12 protein-coding genes and 1 other annotated feature are annotated in these 14,473 nt (G+C 55.1%); of the genes, 10 read left to right on the top strand and 2 right to left on the bottom strand.

The features are described 5' to 3' along the window. Positions 1-443: 443 nt before the first annotated feature. The 5 genes from OK412_RS14940 (at position 444) to thrC (ending at position 6,170) form a co-directional block, all read left to right on the top strand. A complete protein-coding gene (locus OK412_RS14940) occupies positions 444-1,148 on the top strand; it encodes a tRNA/rRNA methyltransferase (protein ID WP_264353294.1) in 705 nt (234 codons plus the stop codon). A gap of 188 nt (positions 1,149-1,336) precedes the next feature. Continuing rightward, positions 1,337-1,405, top strand: a complete 69-nt coding sequence (gene thrL, locus OK412_RS14935; RefSeq protein ID WP_071591720.1) for a thr operon leader peptide — start codon at positions 1,337-1,339, stop codon at positions 1,403-1,405. Continuing rightward, positions 1,344-1,462, top strand: a sequence feature (Thr leader region). It overlaps the preceding gene by 62 nt. A 26-nt stretch (positions 1,463-1,488) precedes the next feature. After that, complete coding sequence (gene thrA, locus OK412_RS14930; protein WP_010671695.1) at positions 1,489-3,951, top strand: bifunctional aspartate kinase/homoserine dehydrogenase I; 2,463 nt, start codon at positions 1,489-1,491, stop codon at positions 3,949-3,951. A 2-nt stretch (positions 3,952-3,953) separates the two neighbouring features. Then, positions 3,954-4,883 carry a homoserine kinase gene (gene thrB / locus OK412_RS14925; protein WP_010671694.1) on the top strand — a complete coding sequence of 310 codons (930 nt, stop codon included), beginning with the start codon at positions 3,954-3,956 and terminating at the stop codon, positions 4,881-4,883. Positions 4,884-4,886: 3 nt separating this feature from the next. Next, positions 4,887-6,170: a threonine synthase gene (gene thrC / locus OK412_RS14920; protein ID WP_033769620.1), complete on the top strand. Its 1,284-nt coding sequence runs from the start codon at positions 4,887-4,889 to the stop codon at positions 6,168-6,170. Between the two features lie 61 nt (positions 6,171-6,231). Here thrC and yaaA read toward each other — a convergent pair whose 3' ends face one another. After that, a complete protein-coding gene (gene yaaA / locus OK412_RS14915; RefSeq protein ID WP_010253688.1) occupies positions 6,232-7,005 on the bottom strand; it encodes a peroxide stress protein YaaA in 774 nt (257 codons plus the stop codon). A 209-nt stretch (positions 7,006-7,214) separates the two neighbouring features. Here yaaA and tal point away from each other — a divergent pair, with 209 nt between their 5' ends. The 3 genes from tal to OK412_RS14900 all read left to right on the top strand — a co-directional run bounded on the left by tal (position 7,215) and on the right by OK412_RS14900 (position 10,296). Next, complete coding sequence (gene tal / locus OK412_RS14910) at positions 7,215-8,168, top strand: transaldolase (RefSeq protein WP_010253690.1); 954 nt, start codon at positions 7,215-7,217, stop codon at positions 8,166-8,168. Positions 8,169-8,294: 126 nt separating this feature from the next. Beyond that, positions 8,295-8,882 (top strand): molybdopterin adenylyltransferase, encoded by a 588-nt coding sequence (gene mog, locus OK412_RS14905; protein WP_010253692.1) that lies wholly within the window; start codon positions 8,295-8,297, stop codon positions 8,880-8,882. A 106-nt stretch (positions 8,883-8,988) separates the two neighbouring features. After that, positions 8,989-10,296 carry an MFS transporter gene (locus OK412_RS14900; RefSeq protein ID WP_264353293.1) on the top strand — a complete coding sequence of 436 codons (1,308 nt, stop codon included), beginning with the start codon at positions 8,989-8,991 and terminating at the stop codon, positions 10,294-10,296. A gap of 52 nt (positions 10,297-10,348) precedes the next feature. On the opposite strand, the gene satP is transcribed toward OK412_RS14900, so the two are convergent. After that, complete coding sequence (gene satP / locus OK412_RS14895; protein ID WP_264353292.1) at positions 10,349-10,918, bottom strand: acetate uptake transporter; 570 nt, start codon at positions 10,916-10,918, stop codon at positions 10,349-10,351. Between the two features lie 302 nt (positions 10,919-11,220). Here satP and dnaK point away from each other — a divergent pair, with 302 nt between their 5' ends. Further along, complete coding sequence (gene dnaK / locus OK412_RS14890) at positions 11,221-13,131, top strand: molecular chaperone DnaK (protein ID WP_010253698.1); 1,911 nt, start codon at positions 11,221-11,223, stop codon at positions 13,129-13,131. A 104-nt stretch (positions 13,132-13,235) separates the two neighbouring features. Beyond that, positions 13,236-14,381 carry a molecular chaperone DnaJ gene (dnaJ, locus tag OK412_RS14885; RefSeq protein ID WP_010253699.1) on the top strand — a complete coding sequence of 382 codons (1,146 nt, stop codon included), beginning with the start codon at positions 13,236-13,238 and terminating at the stop codon, positions 14,379-14,381. The last annotated feature ends 92 nt before the right edge of the window (positions 14,382-14,473 follow it).

Raw genomic sequence — 14,473 nt, 5'->3', positions numbered from 1 at the left:
AAATTGCATGCCCCGGGCGTTAATGATAATGGCGCATATCCTAACTGTATTAACAGCAACCTAACAGCACCAACTACAACCGATAAGCATAAAAACAACGCTTCGTTGACTTATATCAAATGCAATTGTAGCACGTTAACACTTTTGTGAAAAACTTCTCGCAGATTGCCTGTTTAGCTCACAAAAAGCATCATTTTCGTTACATTTTTTACGCAGTCGGGCCAAAATAAAACCCGCCGGAAATCACATTCTATCTCGTTGAAGTTAAATGGTTTAATAATGATTTCTTTAATAAAGCTCGTTTCAGGGATAAAAAGATTCAGGCCATCACTTTTAACCAGTTTTAACATGGTTAACACACGATTTTCTTATTACCTTCTGGCGACTGAATCATTAACAGCCATGTTAATATGGCGTTATGTTAATGGACCAATGGAATAAATATGCTTTTTCCCCTGATTCTCGTCTCGCCCGCGCGGCCAGAAAATATCGGCGCTGCGGCGCGTGCCATGAAAACCATGGGATTCAGTCAGCTGCGCATCGTTGCCAGTGACGCCTGGCAGGATCCCGCCGCGCGCCGGGTGGCACATGGTGCCGGCGAAATTCTCGACAATGTTCAGACCTTTGCAACCCTGGCCGACGCGTTAGCGGACATCGATTTTTCGGTCGCGACCACCGCGCGCAGCCGGGCAAAGTTTCGTTATTACGCCACACCGGAGCAGGTTGAAACGCAACTGCTGGAGAAACGCCAGTGGGTAAACAGTATGGCGCTGGTGTTTGGCCGCGAAGATAGCGGGCTGACCAACGAGGAGCTAGAGCTTGTAGACCTGCTGACCGGCATCCCGATGGCGAATGACTATCCTTCACTCAATCTCGGACAGGCGGTGATGGTCTACTGCTATCAGCTGTCGAAGCTGAATCAGGTTGAGGCACCAAAAGCCTCTGCGGCGGATGGGCAGCAGTTGCAGGCGCTGCGTCAGCGTTTCCATCAGCTGCTGGCGCAACTGGAGGTCAGTGATGATGAGAAGCTGTCAGACTGGATCGATCAGCGGGTGGCGCTGCTGGAACAGCGCGACAGTGCGATGCTGCATCGTCTGCTGCACGATATTGAAAAAAAACTCACAGATAAATCCTCGGCAAAAAGCTGATTTTACAGCAACAGATCGCAGGGAATTTCTGCATCGCAACCGATCGAACAGCGTTTTACGCTTTCACCGGTGGCTGTGCGCAGTGGTGGAAATCTGTCCGCCGGACAAATCGGGTTGACTTAATGTGCGCTTTGCTTTACTTCTGGAAGCAAGACGGACAGACAAAAACAGACAGAAAATAAATCTAAATGCGTAAAATCAGCCTGAACACCACAATTATTACCACCACCATTACCACAGGTAACGGTGCGGGCTGACGCATACAGGAAAAACAGAAAATAAGCCCGCACCTAAACAGTGCGGGCTTTTTTTTCGGCTTAAATTCAGGAGAGTTTATATTATGCGAGTGCTGAAATTCGGCGGGACCTCGGTAGCGAATGCGGAGCGGTTTCTTCGCGTCGCTGACATTCTGGAAAGTAATGCGCAACAAGGACAGGTTGCAACCGTGCTCTCTGCGCCAGCAAAGATCACTAACCATCTGGTGGCGATGATTGAAAAAACCATCAGTGGTCAGGATGCTTTGCCGAATATCAGCGACGCCGAACGCATCTTCAGCGAGCTGTTGCAGGGACTGGCTGACGCGCAGCCGGGCTTTGAGTACGATCGACTGAAAACCCGCGTTGACCTGGAGTTTGCGCAGCTGAAGCAGGTTCTGCACGGTATCAGCCTGCTGGGACAGTGCCCGGACAGCGTCAATGCGGCGATTATCTGCCGCGGTGAAAAACTCTCGATTGCGATCATGGAAGCGCTGCTGCAGGCGCGTGGCCATGAGGTCAGCGTGATCGATCCGGTGGAGAAATTGCTGGCGGTCGGCCACTACCTTGAATCCACTGTTGATATCGCCGAATCAACCCGTCGCATTGAAGCGAGTCAGATTCCGCCGCAGAACATGATCCTGATGGCAGGCTTCACGGCTGGTAACGAGCGAGGCGAGCTGGTCGTACTGGGCCGTAACGGTTCTGACTATTCAGCCGCTGTGCTGGCCGCCTGTCTGCGCGCCGACTGCTGTGAAATCTGGACTGATGTGGATGGCGTCTATACCTGCGATCCGCGTCAGGTGCCGGATGCGCGCCTGCTGAAGTCGATGTCCTATCAGGAGGCGATGGAGCTCTCCTATTTCGGCGCCAAAGTACTGCATCCCCGCACCATCGCGCCCATTGCCCAGTTTCAGATCCCCTGCCTGATCAAAAACACGGCCAATCCGCAGGCACCCGGCACCCTGATTGGAGCAGAAGGCGAACAGGATGAGAACCCGGTAAAAGGCATCACCAACCTGAATAATATGGCGATGGTCAACGTCTCCGGTCCTGGCATGAAAGGGATGGTCGGGATGGCGGCCAGAGTCTTTGCGGCGATGTCGCGCACCGGCATCTCGGTGGTGTTGATCACCCAATCCTCTTCCGAATACAGCATCAGTTTCTGCGTGCCGCAGAGCGAGCTGGCGCGGGCGCGTCAGGTGCTGGAGGAGGAGTTCTACCTGGAGCTGAAAGATGGCCTGCTGGATCCGCTGGATATCATTGAAAACCTGGCGGTGATTTCAGTGGTGGGCGATGGCATGCGCACGCTGCGCGGCATTTCAGCCAAATTCTTCTCGGCGCTGGCGCGCGCCAATATCAATATCGTGGCGATTGCTCAGGGCTCCTCCGAGCGTTCAATCTCGGTGGTGGTGAACAATGATGAAGTGATCACCGGGGTTCGCGTGGTGCATCAGATGCTGTTCGCCACCGATCAGGTGATCGAAGTGTTTGTGGTCGGCGTCGGCGGCGTCGGCGGCGCGCTGCTGGATCAGTTACATCGCCAGCAGGCGTGGCTGAAGAAAAAGCATATCGACCTGCGCGTCTGCGGCATCGCTAACTCCCGTGCGCTGTTAACCCACGTCCACGGCATCGATTTAAGCAACTGGCAGGCGGCATTAGGCGAAGCGAAAGAGCCGTTCAATCTCGGTCGTCTGACCCGTCTGGTGAAAGAGTATCATCTGCTCAATCCGGTGATTGTGGATTGTACTTCCAGCCAGGCGGTCGCCGATCAGTATGCTGATTTTCTCAGCGAAGGTTTCCATGTGGTGACGCCAAACAAAAAGGCCAACACCTCATCCTGGAATTACTATCAGCAGATGCGCGCCGCCGCTGCCAAATCGCGGCGTAAATTCCTTTATGATACCAACGTCGGCGCCGGACTGCCGGTGATCGAAAACCTGCAGAACCTGATGAACGCCGGTGATGAGCTACTGCGCTTCTCCGGTATCCTCTCTGGCTCGCTGTCCTACATCTTCGGCCAGCTGGATGACGGAATGTCACTGTCGCAGGCGACAACGATGGCGCGTGAGATGGGCTTTACCGAGCCCGATCCGCGTGACGACCTCTCCGGCACCGATGTGGCGCGTAAGCTGCTGATCCTGGCCCGTGAAGCGGGTCATCAGCTGGAGCTGAGCGACATTGAGATTGAGCCGCTGCTGCCCGCCAGCCTGACCGAAATCCAGGACATTGAGCAGTTTATGCAGCGTCTGCCTGAGCTGGATAACGCTTTTGCCGCCCGGGTTGCGCAGGCGCAGGATGAGGGCAAAGTATTGCGCTATGTTGGCGTGATTGAAGAGGGCGGCATCTGCAAAGTGAAGATCGACGCCGTTGACGGCAACGATCCACTCTATAAGGTGAAAAACGGCGAGAATGCGCTGGCGTTTTACAGCCGCTACTATCAACCGATTCCGCTGGTGCTGCGCGGATACGGTGCAGGAAATGATGTCACAGCGGCCGGTGTTTTTGCCGACCTGCTGCGGACGCTGTCATGGAAGTTGGGAGTTTAATCATGGTAAAAATTTACGCACCGGCCTCGATTGGTAACGTCAGCGTCGGCTTCGATGTGCTGGGCGCGGCGGTTTCGCCGGTAGATGGCTCCCTGCTGGGTGACTGCGTCTCCGTGGAAGCGGCAGAGCAGTTTTCACTGACCAACGCCGGACGTTTTGTCAGTAAGCTGCCCGCCGATCCGAAAGAGAATATTGTTTACCAGTGCTGGCAGCGTTTCTGCCAGGAAATCGGCAAAGCGATCCCGGTGGCGATGACGCTGGAGAAGAATATGCCCATCGGCTCCGGACTGGGTTCCAGCGCCTGCTCGGTGGTGGCCGGTTTAATGGCGATGAACGAGTTTTGCGGCAAACCTCTCAGCGACAGCACGTTACTGACCCTGATGGGCGAGCTGGAAGGACGGATCTCCGGCAGCGTGCACTATGATAATGTCGCCCCCTGCTTCCTCGGCGGCATTCAGCTGATGCTGCAGGAGAATGACATTATCAGCCAGGCGGTGCCGGGCTTTGATGACTGGCTGTGGGTAATGGCCTATCCGGGCATTAAAGTCTCAACCGCAGAAGCGCGCGCCATTTTACCGGCGCAGTACCGCAAAGAAGACTGCATCAGGCATGGCCGCTTGCTGGCTGGCTTCATTCACGCCTGCCATACGCGTCAGCCGCAGCTGGCAGCTAAACTTATGCAGGATGTGATTGCCGAACCTTACCGGACCCGGCTGCTGCCAGGCTTCACCGAGGCGCGGCAGGCCGCGAAAGATATTGGCGCACTGGCGTGCGGTATCTCAGGCTCTGGTCCGACACTTTTCGCCGTTTGCAATCAGATGGAAACGGCACAGCGGATGGCTGACTGGCTGAGCCAGCACTATCTGCAGAATGATGAAGGCTTCGTCCATATCTGCCGTCTCGACACGGCTGGCGCACGACAATTGGGATAACGCATGAAACTCTACAATCTTAAGGATCACAACGAGCAGGTCAGCTTCGCCCAGGCGGTGAAACAGGGTCTGGGTTCGCAGCAGGGTCTGTTCTTTCCGCTGGAACTGCCGGAGTTTGAACTGACCGACATCGACGCGATGCTGGAGATGGATTTTGTCAGCCGCAGCAGCAAAATTCTCTCGGCTTTCATTGGTGACGAGATTCCGGCCCAGCAGCTGCATGAGCGTGTTAAAGCCGCTTTTGCTTTTCCGGCCCCGGTGAAAGCCGTCAGCGAAGATATCGCCTGTCTGGAGCTGTTCCACGGCCCGACGCTGGCGTTTAAAGATTTCGGCGGCCGTTTTATGGCGCAGATGCTGTCGTATGTCTCAGGCTCAGATGAGCAGATCACCATTCTGACCGCCACCTCCGGTGATACCGGCGCGGCCGTGGCGCACGCCTTTTACGGCATGAAGAACGTGCGCGTGGTGATCCTCTATCCGCAGGGCAAAATCAGTCCGCTGCAGGAGAAACTCTTCTGTACTCTGGGCGGCAACATCGAAACCATCTCTATCGACGGCGATTTTGATGCCTGCCAGTCGCTGGTGAAACAGGCGTTTGATGATGAAGATCTGAAGCGCGCGATTGGCCTGAACTCGGCTAACTCCATCAACATCAGCCGCCTGCTGGCGCAGATCTGCTACTACTTTGAAGCGGTTGCACAGCTGCCTCAGGAAAAACGTAATCAGCTGGTGGTGTCAGTGCCGAGCGGCAACTTTGGTGATTTGACCGCCGGTCTGCTGGCGAAATCGCTGGGCCTGCCGATCAAACGTTTTATCGCCGCCACCAACGCCAACGACACGGTGCCGCGCTTTCTGGGCAACGGCGAGTGGCAGCCAAACCAGACGGTCTCTACGCTGTCGAATGCCATGGATGTCAGCCAGCCTAATAACTGGCCGCGTGTGGAAGAGCTGTTCCGCCGTAAAACCTGGCGCTTAACCGATCTGGCCTGTGGTGCGGTCTCGGATGAGACCACGCGCGCCGCCATGCGTGAACTGGCTGAGATGGGCTACATTTCCGAGCCGCATGCCGCCATTGCCTGGCGTCTGTTGCGCGATCAGCTGCAGGAAGGGGAGTATGGTGTGTTCCTGGGAACCGCGCATCCGGCGAAATTCCGCGAAAGTGTGGAAGCGATCCTTGAACAGACCCTGACGCTGCCGCCGGAGTTAGCGGAGCGCGCCGACCTGCCGCTGCTGTCGCATCAGATGAAGGGTGATTTCGCCTCGCTGCGGGCGTTTCTGCTGAAGTAAACCTGTGAAAGGCTTCCCGGTTGCGGGAAGCCTGTTTGTGGAAAGCAGAGGGCGCGGGGTGTTACTGCTCTGCGCGCTTAAAGACCAGCTCGCTCTCGCTGCTGCTGGCTGCATCAAAACGATAGCCATCCAGATCAAACGCCTTTAGCTGTTCCGGCTTCGTCAGGCGCTGCTGAATCACATAGCGACTCATTAATCCACGCGCCTTTTTGGCATAGAAGCTAATCACTTTGTAACTGCCATTCTTTTCGTCGAGGAACACCGGCTTAATCATCTGTGCCCGCAGCGTCTTCGGCTTAACGGCCCGGAAATATTCGTCCGAGGCGAGGTTGATCAGCACCTCATCGCCCTGTTCCGCCAGCGCGGCATTCAGCGTTTCAGTGATGAGATCGCCCCAGAAGGTGTAGAGATCTTTGCCCGCCGGATTCGCCAGGCGAATGCCCATCTCCAGACGGTAAGGCTGCATTAAATCGAGTGGACGCAGTACGCCATACAGGCCTGATAACATACGCAGGTGCTGCTGAGCAAAATCGAAATCCTGATCGCTGAAGGTCTCTGCCTGTAAACCGGTGTAGACATCACCTTTGAACGCCAGGATAGCCTGACGGGCATTCTTAGGGGAAAAATCGGGCTGCCAGCTGTTAAAGCGCTCGGCATTGAGGTGCGCCAGTTTATCGCTGATGCCCATTAACGAGGCGATGCTGGCGGGTGACAGCTCGCGCGCAATTTCAATCAGCTGTTGTGACTTTTCTAACAGCGCAGGCTGGGTGAAACGCGTTGTCGCCAGCGGGCTTTCATAATCCAGCGTCTTGGCGGGAGAGATCACCATCAACATAGTTGCTTCCTCGGTTAATGCCTGGTTTAACAGGGCATTGGCTGCTTATCAGGCTTCGCAGTGTACCAAAAAAGCCGCAAAGAATGACGAATCACACCTATTTGTTCGCGCTATCGTAAACGGCATTCCCTGACCTTGCGCCACCGTTGCCGCGTGATATTATCGCAACAGCCTTTTTTCACACTGACAGTTAACTAAGAGAAAAGAACATGACGGACAAACTTACCTCCCTGCGTCAGCTCACCACCGTCGTCGCCGACACCGGTGATATTGCAGCCATGAAGCTGTATCAGCCACAAGACGCCACCACCAACCCTTCTCTGATTCTCAACGCCGCGCAAATTCCTGAATACCGTAAACTGATCGATGAAGCGATCGGCTGGGCGCGTGATCAGAGCAGCAACAAAGAAGAGCAGCTGCAGCTGGTTTCTGACAAGCTGGCCGTGAACATTGGTCTGGAAATCCTCAAACTGATCCCAGGCCGCATCTCGACGGAAGTGGATGCGCGTCTCTCTTACGACACTGAAGGCAGCATCGCCAAAGCCCGCAGCCTGATCAAACTCTACAATGATGCCGGTATCAGCAACGACCGCATCCTGATCAAACTGGCCTCTACCTGGCAGGGCATCCGTGCTGCAGAGCAGCTGGAAAAAGAGGGTATCAACTGTAACCTGACGCTGCTGTTCTCCTTTGCTCAGGCGCGTGCCTGTGCTGAAGCGGGCGTGTTCCTGATCTCTCCGTTTGTTGGCCGTATCCTCGACTGGTACAAAGCCAACACCGACAAGAAAGAGTATGCCGCGCACGAAGATCCAGGCGTGGTTTCAGTTTCTGAAATCTACAACTACTACAAGCAGCACGGCTATGAAACCGTGGTGATGGGCGCCAGCTTCCGTAACGTCGGCGAAATCATCGAGCTGGCTGGCTGTGACCGTCTGACCATTTCTCCTGCGCTACTGAAAGAGCTGGCGGAGAGCGAAGGCACCCTGGAGCGTAAACTGAGCTACAGCGGCGAAGTGAAAGCGCGTCCGGCGCGCATGACCGAGTCTGAGTTCCTGTGGCAGCACAACCAGGATCCGATGGCGGTTGCGAAGCTGGCAGAAGGTATCCGCAATTTTGCCGTTGATCAGGGCAAACTTGAGAAGATGCTGGCAGAACTGCTGTAATCTGTTGACCGTGGCGGCGCAGGCTGCCACGGTTTTCCCTTTTCCGACCCTTTCACTTTATATTATCCTCTCGGCTATTCCCCTTTTACTCCAACCGCACCGCGGTAAATCACAGCGAAGCTAATCATGAATACATTACGCATTGGCCTGATCTCGGTCTCCGATCGCGCCGCGAACGGCATTTATCAGGATCAGGGTATTCCCGCGCTGGAGAGCTGGCTCGGCAGCGCAATCAGCAGCCCGTTTGAGATTGAGTCCCGACTGGTGCCCGACGAGCAGCCGATGATTGAGCAGGCGATTTGCGAACTGGTCGATGAACGTTTTTGCCATCTGGTGTTAACCACTGGCGGCACCGGTCCGGCCCGACGTGATGTCACGCCCGATGCCACCTTAGCCGTTGCCGATCGTGAAATGCCTGGTTTTGGTGAGCAGATGCGCCAGATCAGCCTGCAGTTCGTGCCGACCGCGATTCTGTCGCGTCAGGTCGGGGTGATCCGCAAGCAGTCGCTGATCCTCAATCTGCCTGGTCAGCCGAAGTCGATCAAAGAGACGCTGGAAGGACTGAAGGATGAGCAGGGCAACGTAAAAGTTCACGGCATCTTTGCATCTGTACCTTATTGTTTACAGTTGCTGGAAGGGCCTTACGTCGAAACGCATTCCAGCGTAGTAGCAGCATTTCGGCCTAAAAGCGCGATACGTGAGATAAATAACTAAATATTCCCCATTTCAGGCATAAGCTATAGCCTTGCTGGTGTGGCAAAAGATTGACGGTATAGTAATAAGATCTTTACAACTTTATCTCTTTTGCCTCTGGAATATTATGAATCCGACTCACATTCAGCGTCTGACCGGTAAGGATTACAAGACCCTGGCGCTGGCCGCGCTGGGCGGCGCGCTGGAATTCTACGACTTCATCATCTTCGTTTTCTTCGCCACCGTGATTGGCGAACTCTTTTTCCCTTCGGATATCCCGGAATGGCTGCGTCAGTTGCAGACGTTTGCCATTTTTGCCGCAGGCTATCTGGCTCGTCCGCTGGGCGGCATCGTGATGGCGCATTTTGGCGATAAGCTCGGGCGCAAAAAGATGTTCAGCCTGAGCATTCTGCTGATGGCGCTGCCGACCCTGATGATGGGCGCTTTACCCACCTGGCAGACGATTGGCATTGCTGCGCCACTGCTGATGCTGCTGATGCGGATGTTACAGGGCGCGGCGATTGGCGGTGAAGTGCCGGGCGCCTGGGTGTTTGTCGCGGAACACGTGCCCTATAAACGTATCGGCATCGCCTGCGGCACGCTGACGGCCGGGCTGACTATCGGCATTTTACTGGGGTCACTGGTAGCCACGCTGATCAATACCTCAATGTCGCAGCAGGCGATCCATGATGGCGGCTGGCGCATCCCGTTCTTCCTCGGCGGCGTGTTCGGGCTGGTCGCGATGTACCTGCGTCGCTGGCTGCATGAGACGCCGGTGTTTATTGAGATGCAGCAGCGTAAAGCGCTGGCGGAAACCCTGCCGCTGAAGACCGTGCTGGCAGAGCATAAAAAGTCGATTGTCATCTCTATGCTGCTGACCTGGCTGCTCTCCGCCTGCATCGTGGTGGTGATCCTGATGTCGCCGGTGTGGCTGCAAAAACAGCAGGGCATCGCGCCTGCGCTGACCCTGCAGGCCAACAGCATCGCCACCGTGATGCTCTGCATTGGCTGCATTATTGCCGGACTCGCGGCCGATCGCTTTGGTGCCAGTCGTACGCTGTGTGTCGGCAGCCTGCTGCTGGCGATCTGTAGCTGGCAGTTTTATCACCTGACCGCCCTCTATCCACAGCAGCTCTTCCTGCTTTATGGCGTGGCGGGTCTCAGCGTCGGTATCGTCGGCGTGGTGCCCTTTGTGATGGTGCGCGCCTTTCCGGCAGAAGTGCGTTTTACCGGACTCTCATTTTCCTACAACCTCTCCTATGCGATCTTCGGCGGGCTGACACCGATCTTTGTGTCGCTGCTGATGAACGTCTCAGTTATGGCACCCTGCTGGTATGTGATGGCGCTGGCGCTGGTGGGATTGCTGACGGGGATCTGGCTGCGGCGTGATGTCAGCCACGAGCCTGGCCTGCAGCAGGGGATTAACTCTTTGTAATGCGGGGACGCGGAGCCTGGCTCCGCGTCTTTTTTTATGTGTAAAAGCAGGCTTAAAGCGATTTCGCGCCAATCGGCAGAATGGTGCGGCCAAAGGTTTCGTTCAGCACTTCACCCATCGCCAGATAGCAGGCGCTGGCACCACAGAGTATCCCGACCCAGCCCGCGGAGACCACCAGCGCCGACAGGTGCATAAGATGAGCCACGGCCAGCAGCAGAAACAGCAGCGTGAGCGAGCCGAAAACAAACTGCAGCATCCGCGCACCTTTCAGCGTACCGACGAACATAAACAGCGTGAAAATGCCCCACAGTGCCAGCCAGGCCCCCAGGAAACGTTCGTCTGGCGCTTTTGCCAGACCCATTTCAGGTAACAGCAGAATCGCCACAAAGCTTAACCAGAACATGCCGTAAGAGGTAAAGGCGGTCAGCCCGAAAGTGTTGTTCTTTTTAAACTCCAGCAGACCGGCCAGCACCTGTGCAATCCCGCCATAAAAAATGCCCATGGCTAAAATCGCCACGTCCATGGCAAACAGGCCCGTGTTGTGCAGGTTCAGCAAAATGGTCGTCATGCCAAATCCCATTAATCCCAGCGGGGCAGGGTTAGCCAGCGTTGAATTTGCCATAGTTCCTCGGCAGTAAAATGATCGTTGATGTAATAAACGGATTTCGTCCTGCTCCCTGAGGGGAACAAGGCGACGCATCATATTCAGCGTTGTGGCAGCGTTCTTTGATCCCGACAGGGCCAAAGGTAAAAATTTTTTTTTGGTTTAGCCCTTGATGCGCATCGAAGCGGCCCCATTTACTTGTCATCGAGCGTTGTGAACGTTGGAAAAAAAGCATGTGCTGGCAGTTGAATGCAAACAACCCGCCCACATAAAAGGTTCACAACCCAAATTGGCAACGAATTTAAGTGGGAGATGTTTAGATGGGTAAGATTATTGGTATTGACCTGGGTACAACCAACTCTTGTGTTGCGATCATGGATGGCACTAAAGCACGCGTGCTGGAAAATGCCGAGGGCGATCGCACCACGCCTTCAATTATTGCGTATACACAGGATGGCGAAATTCTGGTCGGTCAACCGGCTAAACGTCAGGCAGTGACCAACCCGCAGAATACCCTGTTCGCAATTAAGCGTCTGATCGGTCGTCGCTTCCAGGACGAAGAAGTACAGCGTGATATTAAAATCATGCCGTACAAAATTACCGGCGCTGACAACGGCGACGCATGGCTGGAAGTGAAAGGTCAGAGAATGGCACCGCCGCAGATCTCTGCTGAAGTGCTGAAGAAAATGAAAAAGACCGCCGAAGATTACCTCGGTGAGCCAGTGACTGAAGCGGTTATTACCGTACCGGCTTACTTCAACGATGCGCAGCGTCAGGCGACCAAAGACGCCGGCCGTATCGCGGGTCTGGAAGTCAAACGTATCATTAACGAACCGACTGCTGCTGCACTGGCATACGGTCTGGATAAAGGCCAGGGTAACCGCACCATCGCGGTTTATGACCTGGGTGGCGGTACCTTCGATATCTCAATCATTGAGATCGACGAAGTTGACGGCGAAAAAACCTTTGAAGTTCTGGCGACCAACGGTGATACCCACCTGGGTGGTGAAGACTTCGATAGCCGCCTGATTAACTATCTGGTTGCTGAATTCAAGAAAGACCAGGGCATCGATCTGCACAACGATCCACTGGCGATGCAGCGTCTGAAAGAAGCGGCAGAGAAAGCGAAAATCGAACTTTCTTCTGCACAGCAGACCGACGTTAACCTGCCATACATCACGGCAGATGCGACCGGTCCTAAACACCTGAACATCAAAGTGACCCGCTCTAAACTGGAGTCACTGGTTGAAGATCTGGTTGCTCGCTCAATCGCGCCACTGAAAGTTGCGCTGCAGGACGCCGGACTGTCTGTTTCAGACATCAACGACGTTATCCTGGTGGGTGGTCAGACTCGTATGCCACTGGTTCAGGCCAAAGTGACTGAGTTCTTCGGTAAAGAGCCACGTAAAGACGTGAACCCGGATGAAGCGGTCGCGGTCGGTGCTGCAGTTCAGGGTGGTGTACTGGGTGGCGACGTGAAAGACGTGCTGCTGCTGGACGTTACCCCGCTGTCACTGGGTATCGAAACCATGGGTGGTGTGATGACTTCGCTGATCAGCAAGAACACCACTATCCCAACCAAGCACAGCCAGGTCTTCTCGACTGCTGAAGATAACCAGTCAGCCGTGACCATTCACGTGCTGCAGGGTGAGCGTAAGCGCGCCAATGACAACAAGTCACTGGGCCAGTTCAACCTCGACGGTATTCAGAACGCGCCACGCGGTCTGCCGCAGATCGAAGTGACCTTCGACATCGATGCGGATGGTATCCTGCACGTGTCGGCGAAAGATAAGAACAGCGGTAAAGAGCAGAAAATCACCATCAAAGCCTCTTCAGGTCTGAGCGATGAAGAGATCCAGAAAATGGTGCGTGATGCGGAAGCGAACGCTGAATCTGACCGCAAGTTCGAAGAGCTGGTACAGACGCGTAACCAGGGCGATCAGATTGCCCACAGCACGCGTAAGCAGTTGGAAGAAGCGGGCGACAAACTGTCAGCTGATGACAAAGCGCCAATCGAAGCCGCTCTGGCCGCGCTGGAAACTGCGCTGAGAGGCGAAGACAAAGCTGAAATCGACGCCAAAATGCAGGCGCTGATGGAAGTGTCCGGCAAACTGATGGAAGCGGCACAGCAGTCTCAGGCGGGTGCAGCGGATGCCGGTGACGCGTCAGCGAAGAAAGATGACGACGTTGTCGATGCTGAATTCGAAGAAGTGAAAGACAACAAGAAATAATTGCCCCTGACCGGGCGCGACGGTTGGCCTGACAGCCGTTGAAACCAGCACGGGCGTAGGAGATCTCTCCACGCCCGTGCGATCATGTTAAGGGCTAAATAAACATGGCGAAGAGTGATTACTACGAGATTTTAGGCGTCGCCAAATCCGCGGACGAGCGTGAAATCAAAAAGGCTTACAAACGCCTGGCAATGAAATTTCACCCGGACCGTAATCCCGGTGACAAAGAAGCCGAAGCCAAATTCAAAGAGGTCAAGGAAGCGTACGAAATCCTGACCGATGCGCAGAAGCGTGCGGCCTACGATCAATATGGTCATGCAGCCTTTGAACAGGGCGGTATGGGTGGCGGTGGATACGGCGGCGGCGGCTTTGGTGGCGGCGGCGCAGACTTCAGCGATATCTTTGGCGACGTGTTCGGTGACATCTTTGGTGGTGGACGCCGTCAGCGCGCCTCCCGTGGCGCCGATTTACGCTACAACATGGAGCTGTCGCTGGAAGAAGCGGTACGCGGCGTGACCAAAGAGATCCGCATTCCAACGCTGGAAGAGTGTGACGTCTGCCACGGCAGCGGCGCGAAAGCGGGAACGCAGCCACAAACCTGTTCAACCTGTCACGGTGCAGGCCAGGTGCAGATGCGCCAGGGCTTCTTCACCGTTCAGCAGGCCTGTCCGACCTGTCATGGTCGCGGCTCGGTGATTAAAGATCCGTGCAACGCCTGTCATGGTCATGGCCGTGTTGAGAAGTCGAAAACGCTGTCAGTGAAAATCCCGGCAGGGGTCGACACCGGCGATCGCATTCGTCTGAGCGGCGAAGGCGAAGCGGGCGAGCAGGGCGCACCAGCAGGCGATCTCTACGTTCAGGTCTCGGTGAAGAAACACCCGATCTTCGAGCGTGAAGAGAACAATCTCTACTGTGAAGTGCCGATCAACTTTGCGATGGCAGCGCTGGGAGGTGAGATTGAAGTACCGACCCTGGATGGTCGCGTGAAGCTGAAAGTGCCGTCAGAAACTCAGACCGGCAAGCTGTTCCGCATGCGCGGACGTGGCGTGAAATCTGTGCGTGGCGGCGCGGTCGGCGATCTGCTGTGTCGTGTCGTGGTGGAAACACCGGTCAGCCTGAATGAGAAACAGAAAGCGCTGTTGCGTGAACTGGAAGAGAGTTTTGGCGGCCCGAGCGGCGAGCATAACAGCCCACGCTCCAAGAGTTTTTTCGACGGCGTGAAAAAATTCTTTGATGATCTGACTCGTTAAGTCTGCCTGATAAAAAGCGGAGCCCCGGCTCTGATGCTGATCAGTTTAGATTAGATTTGTAAAGGCTGTCACGGTCAAACGTGGCAGCTTTT

This window comes from Pantoea sp. JV6, from assembly GCF_025910055.1.
Lineage (GTDB): Bacteria > Pseudomonadota > Gammaproteobacteria > Enterobacterales > Enterobacteriaceae > Pantoea > Pantoea agglomerans.
The sequence above is the reverse complement of the archived record's forward strand: the minus strand, read 5'-3'. Positions and strand labels throughout refer to the sequence as shown.

What these genes read in the sequence shown, in the direction of transcription:
- satP (WP_264353292.1), bottom strand. Translation starts at nt 10,918, where the DNA reads ATGGCAAATTCAACGCTGGCTAACCCTGCCCCGCTGGGATTAATGGGA.
- thrB (WP_010671694.1), top strand. Translation starts at nt 3,954, where the DNA reads ATGGTAAAAATTTACGCACCGGCCTCGATTGGTAACGTCAGCGTCGGC.
- thrA (WP_010671695.1), top strand. Translation starts at nt 1,489, where the DNA reads ATGCGAGTGCTGAAATTCGGCGGGACCTCGGTAGCGAATGCGGAGCGG.
- OK412_RS14900 (WP_264353293.1), top strand. Translation starts at nt 8,989, where the DNA reads ATGAATCCGACTCACATTCAGCGTCTGACCGGTAAGGATTACAAGACC.
- mog (WP_010253692.1), top strand. Translation starts at nt 8,295, where the DNA reads ATGAATACATTACGCATTGGCCTGATCTCGGTCTCCGATCGCGCCGCG.
- OK412_RS14940 (WP_264353294.1), top strand. Translation starts at nt 444, where the DNA reads ATGCTTTTTCCCCTGATTCTCGTCTCGCCCGCGCGGCCAGAAAATATC.
- thrC (WP_033769620.1), top strand. Translation starts at nt 4,887, where the DNA reads ATGAAACTCTACAATCTTAAGGATCACAACGAGCAGGTCAGCTTCGCC.
- yaaA (WP_010253688.1), bottom strand. Translation starts at nt 7,005, where the DNA reads ATGTTGATGGTGATCTCTCCCGCCAAGACGCTGGATTATGAAAGCCCG.
- tal (WP_010253690.1), top strand. Translation starts at nt 7,215, where the DNA reads ATGACGGACAAACTTACCTCCCTGCGTCAGCTCACCACCGTCGTCGCC.
- dnaK (WP_010253698.1), top strand. Translation starts at nt 11,221, where the DNA reads ATGGGTAAGATTATTGGTATTGACCTGGGTACAACCAACTCTTGTGTT.
- dnaJ (WP_010253699.1), top strand. Translation starts at nt 13,236, where the DNA reads ATGGCGAAGAGTGATTACTACGAGATTTTAGGCGTCGCCAAATCCGCG.